22 protein-coding genes are annotated in these 22384 nt (G+C 62.9%); 3 read left to right on the top strand and 19 right to left on the bottom strand.

All coding sequences use genetic code 11. The annotated features are described in order from the left end of the window. Positions 1-5: 5 nt before the first annotated feature. The 7 genes from fliL to fliF all read right to left on the bottom strand — a co-directional run bounded on the left by fliL (position 6) and on the right by fliF (position 7296). Positions 6-518: a flagellar basal body-associated protein FliL gene (fliL, locus tag CLU90_RS12310; protein WP_100428049.1), complete on the bottom strand. Its 513-nt coding sequence runs from the start codon at positions 516-518 to the stop codon at positions 6-8. Positions 519-704: 186 nt separating this feature from the next. Beyond that, on the bottom strand, positions 705-1946 hold the full coding sequence (locus tag CLU90_RS12305) for a flagellar hook-length control protein FliK (RefSeq protein WP_100428048.1): 1242 nt from the start codon (positions 1944-1946) through the stop codon (positions 705-707). 19 nt (positions 1947-1965) lie between these two features. Continuing rightward, on the bottom strand, positions 1966-2406 hold the full coding sequence (gene fliJ / locus CLU90_RS12300; protein ID WP_092711014.1) for a flagellar export protein FliJ: 441 nt from the start codon (positions 2404-2406) through the stop codon (positions 1966-1968). Positions 2407-2438: 32 nt separating this feature from the next. Continuing rightward, positions 2439-3755, bottom strand: coding sequence for a flagellar protein export ATPase FliI (fliI, locus tag CLU90_RS12295; RefSeq protein ID WP_232731380.1), 1317 nt, complete (start codon positions 3753-3755; stop codon positions 2439-2441). Positions 3756-3844: 89 nt separating this feature from the next. Then, positions 3845-4546 (bottom strand): flagellar assembly protein FliH, encoded by a 702-nt coding sequence (locus CLU90_RS12290; protein ID WP_092711338.1) that lies wholly within the window; start codon positions 4544-4546, stop codon positions 3845-3847. A 43-nt stretch (positions 4547-4589) separates the two neighbouring features. Beyond that, entirely contained in the window at positions 4590-5588 is a 999-nt protein-coding gene (fliG, locus tag CLU90_RS12285; RefSeq protein WP_034787109.1) for a flagellar motor switch protein FliG, read from the bottom strand. Further along, entirely contained in the window at positions 5581-7296 is a 1716-nt protein-coding gene (gene fliF / locus CLU90_RS12280; RefSeq protein WP_100428046.1) for a flagellar basal-body MS-ring/collar protein FliF, read from the bottom strand. The genes fliG and fliF overlap by 8 nt, the downstream gene beginning before the upstream one ends. Positions 7297-7624: 328 nt before the next feature. Here fliF and fliE point away from each other — a divergent pair, with 328 nt between their 5' ends. Then, a complete protein-coding gene (fliE, locus tag CLU90_RS12275) occupies positions 7625-7927 on the top strand; it encodes a flagellar hook-basal body complex protein FliE (RefSeq protein ID WP_232731179.1) in 303 nt (100 codons plus the stop codon). A gap of 98 nt (positions 7928-8025) precedes the next feature. Here the strand turns inward: fliE and CLU90_RS12270 are convergent, their stop codons facing one another. The 12 genes from CLU90_RS12270 to CLU90_RS12215 form a co-directional block, all read right to left on the bottom strand. Beyond that, entirely contained in the window at positions 8026-8772 is a 747-nt protein-coding gene (locus CLU90_RS12270; RefSeq protein WP_092711001.1) for a flagellar brake protein, read from the bottom strand. Positions 8773-8797: 25 nt separating this feature from the next. Further along, the gene (locus tag CLU90_RS12265; protein WP_034787205.1) at positions 8798-9124 is read right to left on the bottom strand and encodes an EscU/YscU/HrcU family type III secretion system export apparatus switch protein; all 327 of its coding nucleotides are present in this window, start codon (positions 9122-9124) and stop codon (positions 8798-8800) included. Then, on the bottom strand, positions 9117-10295 hold the full coding sequence (gene fliK / locus CLU90_RS12260) for a flagellar hook-length control protein FliK (protein ID WP_100428044.1): 1179 nt from the start codon (positions 10293-10295) through the stop codon (positions 9117-9119). Before fliK ends, CLU90_RS12265 begins: the two co-directional genes overlap by 8 nt. 23 nt (positions 10296-10318) lie before the next feature. Next, positions 10319-10645: a flagellar protein FliT gene (locus CLU90_RS12255; protein WP_092710995.1), complete on the bottom strand. Its 327-nt coding sequence runs from the start codon at positions 10643-10645 to the stop codon at positions 10319-10321. Positions 10646-10648: 3 nt separating this feature from the next. Continuing rightward, the gene (gene fliS, locus CLU90_RS12250; RefSeq protein ID WP_092710992.1) at positions 10649-11095 is read right to left on the bottom strand and encodes a flagellar export chaperone FliS; all 447 of its coding nucleotides are present in this window, start codon (positions 11093-11095) and stop codon (positions 10649-10651) included. A 22-nt stretch (positions 11096-11117) separates the two neighbouring features. Then, complete coding sequence (gene fliD / locus CLU90_RS12245) at positions 11118-13799, bottom strand: flagellar filament capping protein FliD (protein WP_232731178.1); 2682 nt, start codon at positions 13797-13799, stop codon at positions 11118-11120. A 229-nt stretch (positions 13800-14028) separates the two neighbouring features. Continuing rightward, the gene (locus CLU90_RS12240) at positions 14029-14400 is read right to left on the bottom strand and encodes a flagellar protein FlaG (protein WP_100428043.1); all 372 of its coding nucleotides are present in this window, start codon (positions 14398-14400) and stop codon (positions 14029-14031) included. Positions 14401-14484: 84 nt separating this feature from the next. After that, positions 14485-15936, bottom strand: a complete 1452-nt coding sequence (locus tag CLU90_RS12235) for a flagellin N-terminal helical domain-containing protein (protein WP_100428042.1) — start codon at positions 15934-15936, stop codon at positions 14485-14487. A gap of 341 nt (positions 15937-16277) precedes the next feature. Continuing rightward, entirely contained in the window at positions 16278-17849 is a 1572-nt protein-coding gene (locus CLU90_RS12230; protein ID WP_092710983.1) for a diguanylate cyclase, read from the bottom strand. Positions 17850-18043: 194 nt separating this feature from the next. Then, entirely contained in the window at positions 18044-18691 is a 648-nt protein-coding gene (locus CLU90_RS12225) for a response regulator (protein WP_034753998.1), read from the bottom strand. 52 nt (positions 18692-18743) lie between these two features. After that, a complete protein-coding gene (locus CLU90_RS12220; RefSeq protein ID WP_232731177.1) occupies positions 18744-20234 on the bottom strand; it encodes a sensor histidine kinase in 1491 nt (496 codons plus the stop codon). Between the two features lie 17 nt (positions 20235-20251). Further along, entirely contained in the window at positions 20252-20842 is a 591-nt protein-coding gene (locus CLU90_RS12215; RefSeq protein WP_100428041.1) for a hypothetical protein, read from the bottom strand. A 115-nt stretch (positions 20843-20957) separates the two neighbouring features. Here CLU90_RS12215 and greB point away from each other — a divergent pair, with 115 nt between their 5' ends. Both greB and CLU90_RS12205 read left to right on the top strand, forming a co-directional pair. Beyond that, positions 20958-21524, top strand: a complete 567-nt coding sequence (greB, locus tag CLU90_RS12210; RefSeq protein WP_092710976.1) for a transcription elongation factor GreB — start codon at positions 20958-20960, stop codon at positions 21522-21524. A 69-nt stretch (positions 21525-21593) separates the two neighbouring features. Next, the gene (locus CLU90_RS12205) at positions 21594-22235 is read left to right on the top strand and encodes a transposase (protein WP_100428040.1); all 642 of its coding nucleotides are present in this window, start codon (positions 21594-21596) and stop codon (positions 22233-22235) included. The last annotated feature ends 149 nt before the right edge of the window (positions 22236-22384 follow it).

Raw genomic sequence — 22384 nt, 5'->3', positions numbered from 1 at the left:
GCTGCTTATTGAATGATGAATGCGGTAAATAATACGTCCGTCACGTCCTGCTCCGGCCCTTTGTCTTCGAACGGCTGGTTCACCTGATTGATGATTTCGGCCGCCAGTTGCTGTTTGCCTTCCACGGTATTGAGTTCGGACGCCTTCTTGCCGGACAGCAGCAACAGCAAGCGGCTGCGCACCTTCGGCATGTTCAGCTTGATGCTATCCATCTCTTCCGGCGTGCCCACCTGCAGGGTAAACGCGATCTGCAGATATTGCTCGCCATTTTCCGGCTGCAAGTTCACGGTGAAGGCATCGATGGGCACGAAAACGGGCGGACCTGCTTTCGAAGCGGCATGTTTCTTCTTGCTGGGCGCCGCTTCTTCTTTATCGGCCTTGCCATGCAGGAAGTACCAGGCGGCACCGCCGCCAATGCCGCCGGCGACCAGCACCGCGGCCAGCACTATGATCAGAAGCTTCTTTTTCGAGGCGCCGGCGGGGGCCAGGCCTGCATCTGCTTTCGGATCTGCTTTCATTTTTGGATTTGCTTTCAATGGTACTCGAGTGCATGGAAGTGGATCACGACGCCATTATGTCATTATCGGCAAATTCTGCGCAGAAGGATGCGGTGAAAAGAGGGAGGAAGCGCCTTCAACTCGCTGTTTTTATACGAAAAGTTATGCCGTGGGGCGCGCCTGTGGCCTGCGGACGACGAATTGTCATCAGGCAAAGGTATCCACAGCACTCAGGCTGGGCCGGCTGCGTCCGCCTGCCGCCGGCGCGATGGCGATCTCGCCACCGGAGATGCCGCCGCCCTGGCCATTGCCACGGCGTTCGCCCGAGGCGGCCCGTTCGCCATTGTTTTGCTGTTCCGGCGTGCCAGCCGAGACGGTGGCGCTGCCGAAGGCAATGCCCGCTTCGCTCATCATCTCGCGCAGGCGCGGCATGGCCGCTTCCAGCGCCTGGCGTACTTCCGGCTGGGCCGACATGAAGGCGGCATCGGCCTGGTCATTGGTGACCGTCAGGACCACTTGCACGGGCCCCAGGTCGGGCGGATTCAGGGTCAGGGTGGCGCTCTGGTCGCCGCCGGCCGCCATCCACACGACTTTCTGTCCCAGTTGCTGGTCCCAGGCCGGCGTGCCGACGCGGCCCGTCAGCTTGTCGGCCGGCACGGCCACGGCGGCCGCGGGCTGTTGCAGCGTGCTCGGCTGCAACTGGGCCGCCAGGCGGCTCAGGTCGGCAGGCATTTCCTTGAGGATAGCTTCGGCCGCGGCGCTGCCCGCCTTGGCGGTCGCCGCCAGCTGCGCGTCGATGGCCAGCTTGCCCGGTTCGGTCTTGCCTGCCGGCACGCTGGCGCCACGCGTGGCGGCTGCCTTGCCCAGGCTGTCGGCAAAGTCGCCGCTGTCGGTTTGCACTGCGGCGGCGGTGGCGGCGGCCAATGGTCCCGTTGCCAGGCCCTTGCCGTCGGCTTTGACGCTGGCGGCGCGCACGGGCAGTTCCGTCGCGGCCTTGGCCGCTGGCGGCTGGATGGCCAGCTGGATGCTGCCCACGAGGGCCAGCATCGCGGCGGCCGGATCGGCTGGCGGCGGTGTTGTCTCGACGGGGGCTGCGGGCGCGCTGGCCTCGGCCGTGGTGCCGGAACCATCGGCGGCGGCTTGTGTGGCGGCCTCGGCAACTGGCGCGGGCGGCTGGTCGCTGCTGGCCGCCTGCTCGGTGCCCGCCTGCGCCGGCTTTGCTTCATTGGCGGGCGCTGGCGTGGCCGCAGGGCTGGCAGGACGGGCCGCCGGCGCTGGCGCTGGCGTTTGCGCCACGTTGCGGCTGGCCTGGCGTTGTTCGATCTGGCGGTTCAGGGTGCGCTGGAAGTCGCCCGCCGCGCCGCTGGTGGACGGCTGGCTGCGGTTGGCGGCGCCCGGCGTGGCGTTCGGCGAGATAATCTGGGAAATCGGGGTTGGCTGGGTTTGCATGATGCTGCCTTAGTGTTGCTTAGCGTTTGTAATAGGCTTGTCGCGCCGCGTGCTCATCCATTGCCTTCTGGTCGCGCTTGTTTTCCAGCTTCAGCGCCTGTTCCTGCGCCCGGTTGTTCAGGGTGGTGTAGGACATGCGCTTGCGTTCGGCCAGTTGCCAGCGCATCTTTTCATTGTCGCTGCGCGCTTGCGCATGCTCGACCACTTGCTGCTGGCCCATGATGGCGCTGTCGAGCTTGGTCATGAATGCCTGGAAGTTGCGGTAAGCCATGGGCGTGATGCCGTTGCTCATGCTCGCCTCGAAGCGCTGGGCATAGTCGTCGCGGTAGCCGGACAGCATGTCGAGCTTCTGGCGGCAATCGTCGAGCGCTTTCAGGGCCGCGCCCAGGCGCTTGGCGCAATCGTCCGTTTCGCGCTGGGCGAGGTCGATCAGGGTTGCAAGTTGGGAAGGAGAAGCCATGGCTGATTATATTCCCGCTATGCAAGTCCTAATCAGTCGAATAGAGCGGTAAGTTGCCCCAAGCTCTCGTCCATGCTGACCCGCTCCGTGATTTGCTGTTGCAAAAACGCCTCGATCTTTTCATGCAGGGCGATGGCCTGGTCCAGCACGGGGTCGGTGCCGGCGCTGTAGGCGCCCACGCTGATCAGGTCGCGGCTGCGTTCATAGCGCGAATACAGCTGTTTCAGCTTGCGCGCCTGCTGCTGGTGCTCGTGCGTGGTGATCGAGTGGGCCGCGCGCGAAATCGATTGCTCGATGTCGATGGCGGGATAATGTCCCGCTTCGGCCAGGCGGCGGTTGAGCACGATGTGGCCATCGAGAATCGCGCGCGCCGAGTCGGCGATCGGGTCCTGCTGGTCATCGCCCTCGGTCAGCACGGTGTAGAAGGCCGTGATCGAGCCGCCGCCTTCTTCGCCATTGCCGGCCCGTTCCACGAGCACGGGCAGCTTGGCGAAGACGGACGGCGGATAGCCCTTGGTGGCGGGCGGCTCGCCGATGGCCAGGGCTATTTCGCGCTGCGCCATGGCGTAGCGGGTCAGCGAATCCATGATCAGCAGCACGTTTTGCCCCTGGTCGCGGAAGTGTTCGGCAATCGCCGTCGCATACGCGGCCCCTTGCAGGCGCATCAGGGGCGGCGTGTCGGCCGGCGCGGCCACGACGACGGAGCGGGCCAGACCTTCGGCGCCGAGAATCTGCTCGATGAATTCCTTCACCTCGCGGCCCCGTTCGCCGATCAGGCCGACGACGATCACGTCCGCCTCCGTGTAGCGGGCCATCATGCCCAGCAGCACGCTTTTACCGACACCGGAACCGGCGAACAGGCCCATGCGCTGACCACGGCCCACGGTCAGCATGGCGTTGATCGAGCGCACGCCCACGTCCAAGGTATCGACGATGGGCGCGCGGCCCAAGGGATTGGCGGGGCGGACATTGATGGGGGCGCTGTCGACCGTGTGCAGCGGACCGAGCTGGTCGAGCGGCCGTCCCGCGCCGTCGAGCACGCGACCCAGCAGTTGCGGACCCACGGGCAGGTGGCGCGCGCGGTCGCTCGGGCGGCGACGCGGGTGCGCCACGCTGCCGGGGCGGGGGATGGCCGGTTCGACGGAAAACACGCGCGTGCCGGGCACGATGCCTTCGACGTCGCTTTGCGGCATCAGGAACAGGCGGTCGCCTTCAAAGCCCACCACTTCCGCTTCGACCCGGCCGCCATTGGGCAGCGGCACGGTGCAGGCGGCGCCGACGGCCAGGCGCAGGCCCACGGCTTCCATCACCAGGCCGGCCACGCGCGTGACCCGGCCCGAGATTTGCATCGGTTCCACGAAGCCGACGACGGCCGAACAGTCGTTCAGGTAGGCGCGCCAGCGCGCCGCATGGGCAGTGGGGCCTTTGACGGGATCGCTCACGGCGCCAGCCAGTCCAGGTCCTTGCCCAGCGCATGCGTCAGGCGCTGCCAGCGGGTGGAGCTTTGCGCGTCGATCTGGTTGCTGGCCGTGTCGATCTTGCAACCGCCGCGTTCCACGCTGGGGTCTTCGATGACGCGCCAGCCGCCCTTGTCGAGCTCATCGCCGATGCCGTCGCGCACCACTTGCGCATCTTCCGGGTTGAGCATCAGCAAGGCCGGTTGTTGCAGCACGGGCAAGTATTCGATGGCTTCGCGCACCACGGGCAGCATCAGTTCGGGGCGCACGGGCAAGGCAGTCTTGAGCATGCCCTTGGCCAGCTGCAGGGCCAGTTCCATCACGTCGTTGGCGATCAGTTCGTCGGCCTGGTGTACGGCCGTGCCGAAGTCGACGGCGATGGTCTGCAGGTGCGCCAGTTCCACGGCGGAGGCCGCCTTGCCTTGCGCATACGACTCGGCATGGCCATCGGCATGCCCGGCCGCATGGCCTTCCGCATAGCCGGCCGCGCGGCCTTCCTCGAAGGCCGTGGCGCGCGCTTCCTCGCGGATGGCGTCGAGTTCTTCCTGCGTCGGGTATTCGAGCGGCGGGGCCAGCTCTTCCTCGTGCATTTCCGCAAACGGGTCGAGCTCGGGTTCCGGATCCGGTTCCAGCAGCTTGCGCGCCGCCACCACGCTGGGACGTTCGTCGCCAAACGAGGTCATTTCCCAGCGCTGGTAGGCGGTTTGCTGCTCTTTGGGAATCAAATTAGACAAACGAATCCTCGCCTTTTCCGCCTAGGACAATCTGCCCCTCGTCCGCCAGGCGGCGCACGATCTGCAGGATCTGTTTCTGCTGCGATTCCACTTCCGACAGGCGCACGGGGCCTTTCGATTCGAGGTCTTCGCGCATCATTTCGCCGGCGCGCTGCGACATGTTCTTGAAGATCTTGTCGCGCAGCTCTTGCGAGGCGCCTTTCAGGGCGATGATCAGCATTTCCGACTGCACTTCGCGCAGCAGCAGCTGGATGCCCCGGTCGTCGATATCGATCACGTTGTCGAACACGAACATTTCGTCCATGATCTTTTGCGCCATGTCGTTGTCGTAGTTCTTGATGTTGTCCATGACGGAGCCTTCCTGCTCGCCGCTCATGAAGTTCAGGATCTCGGCCGCCGCGCGCACGCCGCCCAGCGACGATTTCTTGATGTTTTCGTTACCCGACAGCAGTTTCGTCAGCACGTCGTTGAGTTCGCGCAAGGCGGCCGGCTGCACGCCGTCCAGGGTGGCGATGCGCAGCACCACGTCGTTGCGCAAACGGTCCGTGAAATGGCCGAGGATTTCGCACGCCTGGTCGCGTTCCAGGTGGACGAGGATGGTGGCGATGATCTGCGGGTGCTCGTTGCGGATCAGCTCGGACACGGATTGCGAATCCATCCATTTCAGCGATTCGATGCCGGACGCATCCTTGCCGCCCAGGATGCGCGACAGCAGCACGGACGCCTTGTCGTCGCCCAGCGCCTTGGTCAGCACTTGCCGGATGTATTCGTCCGAATCGAGGCCGACGGTGGAATTGAGTTCCGTCTGCGCGCGGAAGTCGTCGAGCACTTCGACCACCTGCTCGTGCGCGATGCCCTTCATGGTGGCCATGGCGGCGCCCAGTTTCAGCACTTCGCGCGGGCCGAGGAATTTCATCACTTCGGCCGCTTCGCTCTCGCCCAGTGCCAGCATCAGGATGGACGCTTTTTGCAGTCCCGTTGTCTCAGTCATTATTGCCTATCCATGCTTTGATCACGTTGGCCACCACGCGCGGGTCTTCCTGCGCCAGTTTCCTGGCCATCGCCAGGTTTTCGCGATAACCGCGGGCAGTGTCTTCTTCCAGCTCTTCCAGCTCCGCTTCGCTGAGCAGGACTTCGTTTTCTTCGTCCGTCTTCTCCAGTTCCGGCTCGATGACGGGCGGCGGGGCGCCGAAATCGTCGATCTTGCGCATTACGGGGCGCAGCATCGGACGCACGATCTTGATGAAGATATACAGCAGGATCAGGGCCGTGATGAGGAATTTCGCCAGTTCCTTGGCCAGCGGCAAGTTGGCCGGGTCGCGCCACCACTCGAGCTTGCCTTCCGGCGCGCGGTCGATGCCGTCGAAGGGCGAGTTGGCCACGCTGAAGCTGTCGCCGCGTTCCTTGTTGTAGCCCATCGCTTCCTTGACCAGGTTATTGATCTGGACCATTTCGGCAGGGGAAATCGGCTTGACCGTGACCTTGCCATCCTTGTCGAAGCTGCGGCGATAGTTGACGACGACGGCCACCGACAGGCGGCGCAAGCCGCCCATGGACTTCTGCTCGTAGCGCACGGTCTTGTCGACTTCATAATTCGTCGTCGATTCCTTCTGTGTCGGCGCCGTCGGCGTGCCGCCCGGTGCGCCCGGCGCCTCGGCCGTCAGCGGTGCCGTCGCCACGCCTGGCGGCTGGTTCGACAGCGCGCCCGGCACGCCGGACGGGTTGGCATTGCCTGCGCCCGTCGATTCGCTCGTTTGCTGGCTGCGGATGGTGGACGCTTCCGGCGGCGAATTGGGCTTGTAGGTTTCGGCCGCCTGCTCGCTTTGCGAGAAATCGACATCGGCCGTCGCTTCGGCGCGCACATTGCCTTCGCCGACGATGGGCAGCAGGATCGATTCGACCTGCTTGATCACGCTTTGCTGCAACTGCTGCACGTACTTCAATTGGTTCGGGTCCAGGCTCTTGATGCCGTTGGCGCGGTCCTTGTCCTTTTCCTGGTTCGACAGCAAGGTGCCCGCCTGGTCGACGACGGTGACATTGATTGGCAGCAATTCCGGCACGCTGGACGCCACCAGGTGCACGATGGCGCTCACTTGCAGCTGGTCGAGGCCGCGGCCCGGGTGCAGGTTCAGCAGCACGGACGCCGTCGGTTTTTGCTGTTCGCGCACGAAGACGGATGGTTTCGGCAGGGCCAGGTGGACTCTGGCCGTATCGACGGCGGAGACGGATTCGATCGATTTCGCCAGCTCGCCCTCGAGCGCGCGCTGGAAATTGACCTGTTCCAAAAATTGCGACACGCCCAGCTTCTGGTTTTCCATCAGCTCGAAGCCCACGTTGCCGCCCTTGGGCAAGCCTTGCGCCGCCAGTTTCAGGCGCGCATCGTGGACTTGCTCGGACGGCACGAGAATCGCGCCGCCCCCTTCGGAAAACTTGTGCTTGATGCCCAGCTGGTCCAGCGAAGCGGTGATGGCGCCGCCGTCGCGGTCCGTGTAATTGGAGAACAGGACCTTGTATTCGGGCGGCTGGTTCCACATGTACAGCGCCACGCCGATGGCGACCAGTGCCGCCACGCCCAGGCCGCGCAGGAAATTCTTGCCCATCGGCGTCTTGGCGAACGCCTGGATGGACTCCACGGGCGAGCGGGCAGGCGCCGGTTCCGGCGGTATGCGGTTCACATCGATTTCTTCGGCTACAGCCATGATTGCCTTCCGGGGCGCGTATATTGGGTATTGAGTGGGGGCCGCTTCCACAGGAGGAGGGGGCGATATGCAGAATTATCCGCCACTGTCACGCGCTTCAATCGTCCAAATAGAAGGCGCTTTTGCCGCCTGCTCGGCCGAGCGGCTGGCGTTGGCGCTGGTATTGTGGAACCCTGGCAACATGTGACGGAAGTTATTGTACCCGTCGTTGCCTTGCAAGCCAGGGTTTTGTTCTCTGGGTGCAACAGGCATGGAACAGATATGAAGCAGACCAGAATCGGGAGGCAAAGTGAAAACAGGCGGTATCGATAGCAGCAGGATCGAGGCGATGATCGCGCAACTGAAGTCGGCGGCCACGCGGCCGGAGGCGAAAATACCGGCGATCCAGACCGAGATGCCGGCGGCGAAGGTGAATTTTGCCGATGCCTTCAAGAGCGCGCTCGACTCCGTGAGCGGCGCGCAACAGGCGTCATCGGCGCTGGGCCAGCGTTTTACCATGGGCGACGAAAAGGTCAGCCTGTCGGACGTGATGGTATCGATGCAAAAGTCGAGCATCGAATTCCAGGCGACGGTGCAGGTGCGGAACAAGCTGGTTTCTGCATATCATGACATCATGAATATGCAGGTTTAAATTATGGCACCCCAAGCGCAAGGGCCGGGGTCGAACCCTCAGGGACTCGGCGTCCCCGTTCGACCCCAGTCGTCGTTTTGGGTTAACTTAACTGAATATCAGCCCAACCCAGCCATGCGAGCATTCCGCTCGCGTTCAAGACGCGTGATATAGCGCTGCACGTGCGCCAGCATGCTGCGCGGCAGGTCGACGAACTGGCAGCCGAGGCGGCGGTTCAGCTTGTTGTTCAGCAGGGTCATGTCCAGCGAATTGCGAATTTGCAAGGTCGCGGTGACGATGCCGACGTCAGGCAAGTCGATGCGGCAGCCGGGATAGTCCCTGCCGATGGTTTCGCCCAGCATCAGTTTATTGTCGAGGATGGCAATGCCGCCGCAGCTGATGTCGGCCAGCGGGAACAGCGTGTCGGCGCCACCGAGCGAGGGCGGCAGGGGAATCGAGACGCGCACGGGATTGCTCACGGGCGTCGTCATGCGGTAGTACTCGCGCCGCTGCAAGCGGATCAGTGTTTCTGGAATGGCAATTTTCAGGGCGGGCGTGCCGCCGTAATTGCACTCTTCCACCAGGGCGCTGGCAAACAGGATGCGGATCTTGTCGAGCGAGGTTTCAAACGAAATGCCGGTGGCGGCCACCATGCGCCGGTTCTGGTCGGCATTCACGGAACGGTCGAGGATGACGGTATTGTGGTCGGCATCGACTTCCAGGATGGACGTGACGCACACATCGGATTCACCGTGGATCAGCATGCGGATCAGCTGGTTCTTTTCGCTGATGCCGCGCAGCAAGGCGATGATTTCCCGCCGCGATTCCACTTCAAAATCATGCCAGTTTTCGAGGCCGGAATCCATAATATGTGCTTGCATTGATGCCTGTCTATGTATCGGTGAGGTTGACGCTGGTGTCGGGCGGCGGCGGAATCGGCCCGCCATTCGCAGATTCAATATGATATAACCAGGCCAGCAGTTCCGCAATCGCCCGATACAGGCCGGGCGGAATCTGGCGGTCCAGGTCGACATCCATCAGCAGCGCCACCAACTCCTTCGATTCATGCACGAAGACGCCGTGTTCGCGCGCCGTGCTGATGATCTGGTCCGCGATCAGGCCGCTGCCCTTGGCCACCACCTTGGGCGCCGGCGTGCCGCTCTGGTAGGCCAGCGCGACGGCCGTCTGCGGCACCTTGCGCCTGGTGTCGTCAAGCATCGTCTGCTCCTGTCGCATCCGGCTTGCCGGCAATCGTCAAGGACGACAAGGGCCAGCCCGCCGCGTCGAGCGACGCTTCGAGCCGCGCCGCATGCTGGCGCAAGGTGTCGGCGCTGCCTTCGCTGCCCGCCTGCAACTGGATGGCGACTCTGCCGCCCTGCAGGACCACATGCGCGGCCAGGTCGCCCAGCAGGGGGAACTGGAAGCGCACATTGCTGCGCCAGGCCGTCGCTTCCCCGTCGCCATCGCGTCCTTCGTGCTGCTGCCCTTCCGGCGCATCACGGCTGATATCCCACTGCATCTTCTGGCCTGGCCAGGCTTCGCCCTGCCACTGCACGCGCGCCTGTTCGTGCGTATGCAGCTGCAAATTGATCAGTTGCGCCGAAGCCAGGTCGGTACCCGTCCTGGCCATGTCGCCCTGGGCCGCCTTCTGCATCTGCGGCTCCAGCAGCAGCGAGGCCAGCGGGCGTTTGCCCTCGGCCCATTCGGCCACGTGCGATTCATAGAACAGACCGCTGCTGCCGACCGCATCCTGCAGTTTCTGGGCCACCTGGGCGGGAGCAGCGCCGGGTGTGGCCATCAGCGGCGTCTTGCCGACCAGCGACAGGGGTGCGCCGGGCACGCTTTCCGCCTGGCTCAGCACCGTGCTGATGGCGCGCGCGGTGGTGCTCAGCTCGGGCGCGGGCGTGTCGCCAGCCAGGGCGGGCAGCAGATTGGCGGGTGTCAGGGGCGCACGGCTGAGCAGGGTGGCGGCCGTGCTGCTGGCGCGCGTGCCCGCCTGGGCGGCGCCGGCCTGGGGGCCGCGCGTTTCCGCCGCTTCGGGCTCCGCGTCCGCGTCCGCATAGGTCAGCAGGGCGCTGGCGGGCTGGTCGCGGTTATTGCCGATTTGAAAAGAGGGGCGGGGATTGATGCCGATCAGGGTCAGCGGGATTTCCGTGCCCGGCTGGGCGCCGGCGGGCAGCTGCATGCGGGCCGGCGTGCCGGCCACGCGCACGAGGTAGCTGCCGTCGCCCATGCGGGCCAGCACCTGTCCCTGCATGGATTTGCCGATCAGTCCCTGCAGCGAGCGCTGGAACTCGGCCTGGCGCGGGTCGGCGACGGCATCTGCCGCCCGCGTGACCTTGACCGGGGTCAAGGGCGTCATGCCGATCGCATCCATCTTCGGCAACATGAGTGACCTTGCCCCGTGGGCGCTTAGAGGCCGTAGGCGCTGGCCAGGCGCCGTTCGGTGCCGGTGCTGTTGATCAGCTTGGACAATTGCGCCATCCACGGCATGGTGAGGTCGCGGATCTTGCGGTCGTCTTCCAGCATCTGCTTGATCAGGGTGACCTTGCGCTGGCGGCCCGCGCTTTCCAGCACGACTTTTTCTTCATTCGCCTTCAACGCCTCGACATGCGCGCTCACTTGCTGTTCCAGCGCTTCGAGCTCGTCCCAGTCGGCGTTGCTGGCGGCGGTCACCATCCGGCCCGTCAGGGTCTGCATGGTTTCGTAGGTGGTCAGGACTTCTTGATTGGTCATCATGGGTCAGGCGCTCGCAAGGCTGGGCATACGTTTCAAATCGGCGCCGGGGATGGCGGCCGGCGTGGAACCGATGGCATTCCAGGTTTCACGCAGGTCGGTCAGCAGACGCTGCACTTCTTCCAGCAGGGTAATATCATTGTTCAGGTTGGCCATCAGCAGGCGCGCGCTCATGTATTCGTACAGCGCGTCGAGGCCTTCGGCGATCTGGCCGCCCGCTTCCTTGTCCAGGCTGGCGCGCAGGCCGTTGTCGATGATCTGGATGGCTTTCGAGATGGACTTGCCTTTTTCCGGAATATTTCCCGACTTCATGTGCATCTGCGCGCTGAGCACGGCCACCAGGGCGCCGTCGTACAGCATCACGATCAGCTTGTGCGGCGAGGCCGAGCCGATCCCCGTTTCCAGGCCGACCTTGGCATAGGCATTGACGCCGCGTTGTTGGGTTCCAAACATGTAATTCTCCTGATGATGGCGCTTAACGGTTGGCGGCGATGGCGGCCAGCTGCTGGGTCAGATAGGTTTGCGTACCCTGTAATTTGTTCAGGGACACGTCCAGGCGCGTGTATTGGGCACGGTAGCGCGCCTCGATGTCGGTCAGTTTCGCGCTGAACTTGTCGCGTTGGTCGGCAACCGACTTGATGCTGTCATTGATGCCTTTGGACTTGTTGGTGATCATGCCGTTCGTGCCGAGGAACGATGTCGCCAGGTTGTTCAGCTGATAGGCATAGCCTTGCGAGAAGCTGACCGTGCCCCGTGATCCGATGACACCGCCCGTCACTTCAATCTTCAACCCGTCGGCCGGCGAACCAGGTGCCCCTGTCAGGGATTGGCCTGAGCCAGTGACAGGCTGGCCGCCCAGGGTACCGGCCACGTCTGTGCCCTTGACAGGCTTGGCGGTGCCAAACAGGGTTTCTATGCCCGTCCCTGTACCGTTGCTTAATGCCAAGTTCGATACGGAGCCGTAGCGGCTCGAGGCCAGCACCAGTTTGCCGGTGCCATCGATCGAAGCGGACACGGTTGATCCATTATCCGAAAACGCCTTGACGCCGTTGATCGAGGACTGCACCATCGAAGCCAGTTGCGCAGCGGTGTAGGTGCCGGCTGGAATGGTTACCTTGGCAGTATTTTTTGCCGCCGAGGGATCCGTATCGTTCAGCGTGACATTCCAGGTGGTATCGCTGGCGATCGTGGTACTGGCTGGCAGTACCGTATCCGATGTGAGCGAACCTTGGCTGGCCATGGTGGTGATGGTCAGGTCATAGGTGCCGGGCTTGGTGGCGGCGGTGGAACTGGTGAAGGCGACATTGCTGTCGCTAACTTTGCCGATGGCCGAGAACAGTCCGGCGATATCGCCGAAATTGGCGCCGATGGCCTTGTCGAGTTTGCTTGCATCCAAGGTCAGGCTGCCGTCTTTTTGAAACGCAATGCCTACCTGGCTTAAGTTGCTCAGTCCGCCGCTCAGGCCAGTAATCGGCGCGCCCAATTGCCTGCGCAGCTGGCTCTGGATAGACTGGACAGTCGCGTCTCCCTGGAGGATGGCGCCGGTCTTGGTGTCCGGGTTGTAAGCCGTCATCTTGGTGATCGCGGTATTCAGATCGTTGTAGGCCTTGACGAAGGCGGTGATGCTGGTCTTGACCGTCGATGTATCTTTGGCTATCGATAAATTGGACGTGCCGACCTTGGTAATGCCCAAAGTGACGCCTTCGATTGCCGTATCGACGCTGTTCGAGCTGCTGGTGATAGGAATACCGTTGACGCTGAAGTTGGTGTTTTGCGCTGCGGTGTTCTGCTTCAGATTCTGTGTGCCAGAGGCATCGTAAGACAGCAAATCATTCAGGGCGCTGTCAGCTGGTTGTCCGTTGCTGCCACTGAGCGTAATCTTCATCGCTGAATTGGCGCCCGTCTTGGTCGAACTGAGCACCAGGTGATATGGCTTGTCGGTGCCGTCGGAAATGATGCTGGCGGTGACGCCAAGGCCCGCGTTATTGATGGCATCACGGATGCCTTGCAGGGTGTTGTTGGTGGAATCGATTACCACCGATCCCGTTGCCTGAGTGCCGTCCTGGGTGAAACCCGTATTCATGTAGGCGCCGCCCGTGCCAGCCGTCAGCCCGGCGGCAGCCGGATTGCTGCCGGCGATGGTGATGGGGCTGGCATTGCCCGACGCCAGGGTGATCGAACTGGCGATGGTGACGTTGGAGCCATCGTTGACAGCACTGGCGGCATGCCCGATGCCGCCCATGACGCTGCCCGTGACGACTTCTTCAATATTGAGGTTGGAACCATCGGCGCGCGTAAACTGCAGGTTGCCGCCGGCTGCGGTGCCGGTGACGGTAATATTCGCCGCCGCCAGCGCGTTCGAGACGGCATTCGGACCGGCAAGTGTCGTATCGAGCGAGGCAGCAGTGATGCCGCCGCCTGCGGCGACGCCGTTGCCCTGGGTCACAATTTCGATACCGCCAACCGACAGCGCATAGGTGCCGTCCGCACCGGTGGCGATATTGCCGAAACCGGTGAACATGGCGGCATTGCTGGCCGTCGGCTGGGCCGTCGCAGTCACGCCCGTGGTGCTGCTCTTCGCATTGATGGCGTCCGCCAGCGCGCGCGCGCTCTTGGTGCCGGCATCGGTCGGAATGGCCGTGCCGTTGATGTTCAGCGAGCCATTGCTGATCCCTGTGAGCAGAGCGCCGCCGCTCAGTGCCGTGCCCGAAACGCCGAAGGTGCCGCCAGCGAGCGAGCCGAGCTGGAAGGAAACCGTCGTCTTGGCGCCGCTGCCGATGGTGGACAGCTTGCTGGCCATGCCGCCCGACGTCAGCGTCTGCGCCTGGGCAAGCTGGGAAACATTGATGTTGTAGCTGCCGGCCACGGCCTTGGCGCCGGCGCTGGCCGACAGCACCAGCGGATCCGATGGAGTGGCGCTGACGGCACGGAAGTTATTCGAATTGGTCAGTGCGGAAAGCGATCCCTGAAAGGCACCAACGGAGCCGCTCAGGGTACCCATCGCGCTGAGCTTGGCTTGATAGGAAGCCGTTTTCTTGTCAAAAGTGGCCAGTGGCGCTGACTCGGCCGTCATCAGCTTGTCGATGATGGAGTTCACATCCAGGCCGCTGGCGCCGGCGCCGATGCCAACGGATGAGATTGTAGGGGTAATGGCCACGGCATGCTCCTAGGAAAACACTAATATAAGCTGTTATCGGCAGAATCAATCAGGACTTGAGAGGGGGATTTACCGCGCTGTTTTCAGCAGGAGTGAAAAATCGGGTGTGCGGCGGGAAATGTCGTTGCAATTATGGTAAAAATGCGGGGCCGGATAGTCAGGCTATCGGGCCCCGGTGTCCCGCCGATGCGTATTGCCACGATGCTGTGTGTCCGTGGGCAATCCCATCTCATGCGCTCTGGCTGATCAGGGAGCCTTTGGCCGAGTCGAAGGTCTTGGCCAGCTCCAGGGCTTCCTTGGTGGGAATCTGGCGCAGCACTTCCTTGGTTTCCTGGTCGATGATCTTGACCACCGTGCGCTGACTGTCCTCGTCGATGAAAAACTCAATGCCTTGCGTCTTTATTTGCGACGATTGGTTTAGCTCCGACACTGCCTTGTTCAACTGTTCCCGGCTCGGTTCCTTGCTGGCTTGTTTTGGCGCAACCGTCTCGTTTTCCGTGGCGGCGCGTGGCATTGCCGCGCGTGCAGCCGGCGTGTCCGCGGACGCATAACTCTTGTCTATCCTGGCCGCGGAGGCGGCCGCTATCGTGTCGATAGTCATGGTGCTCTCCTAGTGAAAATTCCCCGGCCGAAAAAATCCGGCAGGGGAATCAAAGTCCAACGCTGTTACCTGACTAATCGAAGATTAGCCGCGCAGCAGGCTCAGCACGCCGTTTGGCAGCGAGTTCGCTTGCGCCAGCATGGCAGTACCAGCTTGTTGCAGGATCTGGCCGCGGGTCAGGTTGGCAGTTTCCGACGCGAAGTCCGTATCGACGATGCGGCTGCGCGAAGCGGACAGGTTTTCCGTCGTCGATTGCAGGTTGGAGATGGCCGACGAGAAGCGCGATTGCAATGCACCGTACTGGGCGCGTTGGCTGTTCACCGAGGCCAGCGCTGCATCGGTGATTTTCAGGGCCGTTTGCGCGCCAGCGAAGGTAGTGACATCCAGCGACGAAACCGATTGCAGCTTCGAAGTGCCGCTCAGGGCCAAGCCGGAACCAGCATCGGTGACGGAGAAGCCGCCTGGCGAGTCGAAGGTCAGCGTGCCGTTGGCAAACGCAGTCGCGCCAGCAGCTGTAGCCGAGCCTGCTACCAGTGCGCCAGTGTTGCTGTAGCCTGAAGGCGTGAACGAGTTCGCGCCACTGGCTGCCGCACCATTGACGATCTTGATGTCATTGCCGGTCGAATTGGTCAGCTTCATGCCGCCTTTGACCGAATCGTACTGGGCGGTGACGCCGGTGTTCGCCGTTTGCGCATTGATGGCGTTGATGCCGGCGGCGTAATCGCTGGCGGTGGAGCCGGTGCCGGTCACGGTAAAGGACATCGTCACGGCAGTGGCGTTATCCGATTGGAGCGTGAACGACTGCGAGCCAGCGGCCATCGTCAAGTTCAGATCGGTACTGGCGGTGGCTGTGACGCCGGTCTTGGAGGTCAGGGCATTGATGCCGGCGGCCACGGAGCGGGCAGTGTCGGTGGCTGTCGTGGTGTAGGTTGCCAGGCCGGTAGAGCCGGCTACATCGATTGTTTTGGCGGCAACCATTGCCGTTGCCGTGCCTGGAGCCACGCCGCTGCCTTGCACTTGGTTGTTACCGTAAGTGCTGGTCAGGAAGTTGGCGCCAGTGGCGGAGATGAGCTGATTGGCGTTGGCGCCGACCTGGAAGTTGGCGGTGCCCATGGTGCCATCCAGCAGCGCCTGGCCGTTGAACGATGTGGTGGTGGCAATGCGGTTCAGCTCCGAACCCAACTGGCCTACCTCGGTTTGCAGCGCCTGGCGGTCACTGGCCGAGTTGGTGGCGTTCGACGATTGCACTGCCAGTTCGCGGATACGTTGCAGGATGTCGCCCGAGCTTGCCAACGCGCCTTCAGCCGTTTGGGCCAGCGAGACGCCGTCGTTTGCATTGCGGGTAGCTTGGGTCATGCCGCGGATTTGCGACGTCATGCGGTCGGAAATTGCCAGACCGGCGGCGTCATCCTTGGCGCTGTTGATGCGCATGCCGGAAGACAGGCGTTGCAGCGAGGTGCTCAGGGCCGACTGCGAGGTCGACAGGTTGCGTTGCGAATTCAGGGACGAGATGTTGGTATTAATTACTGCAGCCATGATGATTCTCCAGACAGGTACTACATTGCGCTATGTGCTAGTCACTTTGGCCTGCCCCGCTGTTCCGGGACAATCAAGCCGCTGTTGTTTAGGGTAACGGTTGCTCTGCGGGAAAATTTATGGCGAAAAGTGCTTTAAATTTTAATTTTTGGCCCTTCAGTTTGTCGTTGACCGTGCGCTAGACGACACGATTTAAGGAAACTTTAGGGTAAAAAATAGTTTTATTTTTATATCGCGCGCATGCTCGCGGCGTACTGGGGAGAGATGTGTGTTGTTGTTCTTGCCATTAAAAATGCCGTCCGGCCTGGCGGCGGGACGGCATGGCATGACGCAGGCAGGGTTCACTCCGCCACCACCACCCGGTTCTTGCCCGTCTGCTTGGCCTGGTACATGGCGCGGTCGGCGCGCTTGACCAGTTCGGCCTGGTCTTCGTTGGGCAGGCGCAGGGCTACGCCGGCGGAGAAGGTGATCAAGACTTTTTCATTGTCGTGCAAGAAGAAATGCCGGGTCAGCTCGCGCTGCAGGCGCGTCATCGTCGACGAGGCCGCCTCGACCGTCGTTTCCGGCAGCAGGATGAGGAATTCCTCGCCGCCGAAGCGGGCGATGACGTCCATCGAGCGCAGGGTTTCCTTGACGATCTTGACCAGGTGTTTCAACGCCGCATCGCCGGCCAGGTGGCCGTAGGTGTCGTTCAGGCGCTTGAAATCGTCCAGGTCCAGCATGGCGATGCACAGCGGCGTGCCGCGGCGGTCGGAGCGGGCCGTCTCGCGCTCGAACACGTCGTCCAGGCCACGGCGGTTCAGGCTGCCCGTCAGCTGGTCTTCCCGCACCAGTTCGCTCATATGCTGGAGCTTCGCTTCCAGGGTGTGGATGCGCTGCTCGGCATCCTGCACTTCCTGGCGCGCCAGCACCATCTTGTCGCGTGCGCGCAAGGCTTCGTTCTGCACCATGCGCGTTTCGCGCAGGACTTCGTCGAGAACGCTGTTCAGTTCGGTGATATTTTCCGCCTGGCTGATCTTTTCCGAATAGCCGCCGATTTTTTCATGGAAGTCGCCCGTGCTGGCCGCCACTTGTCCCAGGCGGTCGATGAAGGTCATCATCATGTTCTTGACCGTCAGCTTGACGTCGGACAGGCTGTGTTTGAGCTGGCTTTGCTTGTAGATGACTTCCTTCAGGCTGCGCGTGGCGTCTTCCAGCGCGCGCTGGTCGAGCGGGCCGGCGATCAGGTTTTGCACGGCATCGACCTGGCCGCGCAGCCAGCTGTCGTCGTCGAGCAACTGGCTGACGTTATCGAGCAACAACTTGAACAGGCGCAGCAGCAATTCCTGCTGCTCGGCCGTGTCGCCGCTTTTCAGTTCGATCTGGTAGCACAGCTGCTTCAGGCGCAGGGCAGCTTCGTTCAGTGCTTCTTCCGTATGGGCCTGCTTGATGGCCGCGCCCAGCGATTCGGCCTCTTCCACCAGCGCGGGCGTGCCCGTCAGCAAGGTGGCGACGGCAAAGCCCAGGGTGCGGCTGAGCAATTCACGCAGGGTGCGCGTCTGTTCGCCGTCCGGCAAGGGCGGCAATTCGATGCCGCCGCCTTTCTTGACCTGTTTTTCCGCCAGCTGCGCCAGGGTGCGCGCATAGCTGTCCCAGTCGCGCGCTTTCAGGGCGCGCTGGAAGCGCCGGCCGAAGTCGCCCAGTTCGCCCGCCGATTCGCTCATCTTGGCGGCAAATTGCGTCAGGACGTTTTCCGCGCCGCTCTCCGTTGGTGCGCTGGCGGCCAGCACGGCGCCCGGCGCGGCCGGCGTGTCCGCAGGTTCGCTGATGCCGGCGATTTCATTGTAGATATCGCGGTAGGCGCTCGGTGTCGGGGCGATGCGGCGCGTGGCCAGGCGGCGAAACGCTTCGCGGGCGATATCGGCCGGGTTCATCGCGGCGGCGGCATTCGTGGCGCCAGCGGGAGCGCTTGCTGGTGAAGATGGCAATTTACTGGACATGTAGGCACAGCCTTTTCAGATATTTCTCATTATCCTCATGATATGCGAGTTGGCAAAGAACTTATTGTGCGAGAAGCAAGGAGAAGTCCTGTCAATTCGCCCGATGCCAGCGTGCATGCCGCTTTGCGTCAATCCACCAGCTGGTTGCGGATGGCGTAATGCGTCAGTTCGGCGCTATTCTTGAGTTTCATCTTGACCAGCAGGCGGGCGCGGTATTCGCTGACGGTTTTCACGGACAATTTCAGCTCTTCGGCGATGGCGCCCACGGCCTTGCCCGAGGCGATCATCACCAGCGTCTGGTATTCGCGGTCCGACAAGGTGTCGTGCAGGGCCGTTTCGTGGTCTTCGCCCACCGTGTTGGCCAATTCCTGGGCCAGCGAGGCACTGATGTATTTCAAGCCCTGCGCTACCTGGCGAATGGCCGTGACCAGCTCGCGCGGCGCGCTCTGTTTCGTCAGGTAGCCGGCCGCGCCCGCCTTGAGCGAACGGATGGCGTACTGGTCCTCGCGGTGCATGGACAGCATCAGCACGGCCAGTTCCGGCTTTTCCTTCTTGATCTGCTTGAGTACCTCGATGCCGCTGCGGTCGGGCAGGGAGATGTCGAGCAGCAACACCTGGCATTTCGAGCCGCGGAACAGTTTGATGGCGTCGTGGCCATTTTCAGCTTCGCCGGCCACGATGATGTCCTTCGTGTCGGCGAGGATTTGTTTCAAGCCTTCGCGCACGATCGCATGATCGTCGGCGATGAATACCCGGATGGTGGCTTTTTCTTTCATGACTGCGTTGTTTCCTATCTGAATCTCTGCGCCCTGCGGCGGCCCTGTGGCCTCATGGCGATCCGCTTTGCGCTGGTGCGCTGGCTGCAGCCGCTATTATCGCCTCTCGCGGCGTGGTCAGCCGGATTTTTATGCTCAGGACGGTGCCGCCGCCCGGCCCATCCATCAGGCTCAGGGTGCCGCCCAGCGCGCTGGCCCGTTCGGCCATGCCGCGGATGCCGAACGACTGCGGCTTGGCGCGGTCGGACAGGCGCATGCCGACGCCATTGTCGGCGATCGACAGGCTGATATGCTGGCGCTGCCGGGCCAGGCGCACGGTGACCTTGCTTGCCTGCGCATGCTTGGCGATATTCGTCAGCGCTTCCTGGGCGATGCGAAACAGGCTGGTCGCCTGGTCCAGCTCGAGCTCGATGTGCTGGCGGTTGGAAATGAACTGGCATTCGATGCCCGCCTGGCGCGCGAATTCCTTGACTTGCCAGTCCAGCGCGGCGACCAGGCCCAGGTCCAGCATGGAGGGGCGCAAGTCCAGCGAAATGCGGTGCACGGCGTCGATGCTGCGGTCGACCAGGGCGTCGACATAGTCGGCCTTTTCCTGCAATTGCGGGTCGTCGGGCGGCAGGCGGCGCGCCAGCATGGCCAGCGCCATCTTGATGGCCGTCAAGTTGCCGCCCAGGTCATCGTGCAGTTCGCGCGCCAGGCGCGTGCGTTCGTGTTCCTTGACCTTGTCGATGTGCGCCGTCAGCTCGGCCAGGCGGGCGCGCGACTGGCGTACTTCGATCTGCTCGAGCCGGCTTTCCGTGATGTTCGTCATGATGCCTTCCCACTGCACCGTGCCGTCGGCCAGCGCGCGCGGCGTGGAGCGCAGGTTGATCCATTTGACGTCCTTCCAGGCATCGATCCAGATGCGGCCTTCCCAGTTCCAGCTCCACAAGGCGTTTTTCGAGGCCTGCATCGATTCCAGATACGAGGCGCGGTCGTCGGCGAGGATCAACTGGTAGAACAGTTCCGGGCGCGCGTGCAGCAGTGCCGGGCTCAAGCCCAGCAGGGCCTGGCAGCCGTCGCTCAGGTAGGGGAAGGAGGCCCGTCCATCCGCATGCAGGCAGAACTGGTACACGAGGCCCGGCGTGTTCGACACGATGGCGTTGAAGCGCGACTGCACCTGCGCCAGGGCGGCCGCCGTCGCCTGCGGCGTGCGCAAGTCTTCGCCCTCGGCCAGCAGCAGGGAACGCCCCTGGCGGTGGGCGCGCGACAGGTGCAGGCTCAGCGAATACAGGCTGCCGTCGCGGCGGCGTTGCTGCACGTGCAGCCGGGCTTGCGCGCCGATGCTGTCGTCCAGGGTGGCCAGCACGGCGGCCAGCTGCTGCGCGTCGAGTTGCGGCGCCAGGGTGAACGGCGTCATCGCCAGCAATTCCTTGCGCGCGTACTGCAAGTTGTCGCAGGCGGCATCGTTGGCGTCCAGCAATTGCAAGCTGGCCGCGTCGTACAGGTAGATTTCCGGCGCCGCCGCGCGCATGGCGGGCGCCAGCCGGGGAGTGTCGTGCATGGAGTGGCCTTTCTTCATCAGCGGCGGGCGCGCCAGAAGGCGACGAAGCGGCGCAGCACCCGTGCCGGACGCGAACTGTGGCGCCCGGCGGCGGCGCGCGTACGCAGGCGTTGCCACCAAGCGCGGCGGGCGCGGCCCAGCGCTGCGGACAGGCGGCTGACTCTGCGCCATGGGCGCGTGGCGCGCAGGCGGGCGATCCAGCGGTCCTTGGTTTCCATGAACAGGCCGTGCCAGCGCGCGAACCACGGCAAACTGAGCAGGGTAGGGCGCGTCAGCGTATACAGGCGCGCGACGGTGGCCGCGCCGCCCAGCTTGGCGATGACGATCACGCCGATGCCGGAAAACGCATGGCCGCGCGCGATCGCCAGCAGGGCCAGCAGCTTGACGGGAAACAGCAGCACGGCCGGCAGCACGAAGATGGCCAGCGCCCAGTACGGCGGCAGGCGCTTGATCCACGCTTCGAGCGCATGCAGGGGCGGAAACTGCGCGATTACCTGCATGATGCGCGCCCCGGTCGCCCACAGCCACTCCTCGATCAGCAGAAAGATGGCGGCCAGGTAGACCAGCGGCGCGAACAGCCAGCGCCTGACTCTGTAGAATTTTTTCATCCGTCTCCGTGTGCGGCGCAGGTTTGCCGCGATTGCCACGATGATACGTCAAAAAAGCCCGCCCGCCCCCGTATCCCGTGTGCCCGCCGCTCCCCGGCGGGGCTACAATAGGCGGATGAATAAAGCCTTTGTAAAAGAATCCGACAACGACGACGATGAAGAAGCGGCCGCGCTGGCGCTGGCCATTCCCGCCGGCGCCAAGAACTACATCACGCCGGCCGGTTACCAGCGCATCAAGGATGAGCTGCTGCAGCTGATCGACGTCGACCGTCCGGAAGTGGTGCGCATCGTCCATTGGGCGGCGTCGAATGGCGACCGTTCGGAAAATGGCGACTATATCTACGGCAAGCGCCGCCTGCGCGAAATCGACCGCCGCATCCGCTTCCTCACCAAGCGCATGGACCTGGCCGCCATCGTCGACCCCAGCGTGCACCATGGCAACGACCAGGTATTTTTCGGCGCCACGGTAACCTATCGCACCAGCGACGGCGAAACGCACACCATCACCATCGTCGGCATCGACGAGTTCGACCCTCTGAACGGCAAGATCAGCTGGGTCTCGCCCATGGCCCGCACCATCACCAAGGCCCGCGAGGGCGATGTGATCACCCTCAACACGCCGCTGGGCGAGCAGGAGCTGGAGTTGCTGGAAGTGACGTATCCGGCGCCGGGGGAGGGGTAGTTTGCGGTGACGCAGGGGTCGTCTTGATAAGCCTGTCACGCTGGGACTTTTCTTGATGGGAGTCTCATCATGGCCAGAGTCCAGCGTTTGTTTGTGCCTGGTATGCCCTTGCATGTGGTGCAGCGAGGAGCGGACAGGCAAATCTGCTTCTTTGATCCCGCCGATTTCCTTTGGTATTTGCAACAACTGCAGCGGCACTCACATGCGCAAAGCTGCGCGCTGCATGCCTATGTCCTGATGACGAATCATGTGCATCTGTTGCTCTCGGCGGATAGCGTTCTTGCCGTGTCGCGCATGATGAAAGCCTTGGGGCAAGAATATGCGCATTACATCAACTGGCGCCGCCGTCGGACCGGGCCGCTGTGGGACGGGCGCTACAAATCCTGCGTGGTGCAAGACGAAACCTATTTACTGGTATGCCAGCGCTATATTGAGCTCAATCCCGTGCGTGCGGGCATGGTGCGCTATCCGGGGCATTACCGATGGTCCAGCTATCGTTGTAATGCGGAGGGGCGCGAGGATGCCCTGGTAAGGCCGCATCCACTCTATTTAAGCATGGGTAACAATCCGGATGAGCGGCGGCAAGCCTACGCTGCTTTATTTCATGCGGACGAAGAAACGGCTGTTCAGGCATTGCGTGCCGCCAGCCGTGGCAATGCGGTCGTTGGAAGTGCCAAATTTGTGAGGGAACTGCAAACCCGCAAAGCGTGAGTGCTGGGGTCGGACCCTGAGGGTCCGACCCCAGTATTTGCCGTGGGGTTTAATTGCGTTCGCGCAAGACTCGGTTCACGCCCGCCACCGGAAACCAAGCGTTTTTACAGCGAGTTGCGGAAATAAGCCGGTAGCCCGCAGCGGAGATC

Origin of the sequence: Janthinobacterium sp. 67 (genome assembly GCF_002797895.1) — a bacterium.
Taxonomy (GTDB): Bacteria; Pseudomonadota; Gammaproteobacteria; order Burkholderiales; family Burkholderiaceae_D; genus Janthinobacterium.
The sequence above is the reverse complement of the archived record's forward strand: the minus strand, read 5'-3'. Positions and strand labels throughout refer to the sequence as shown.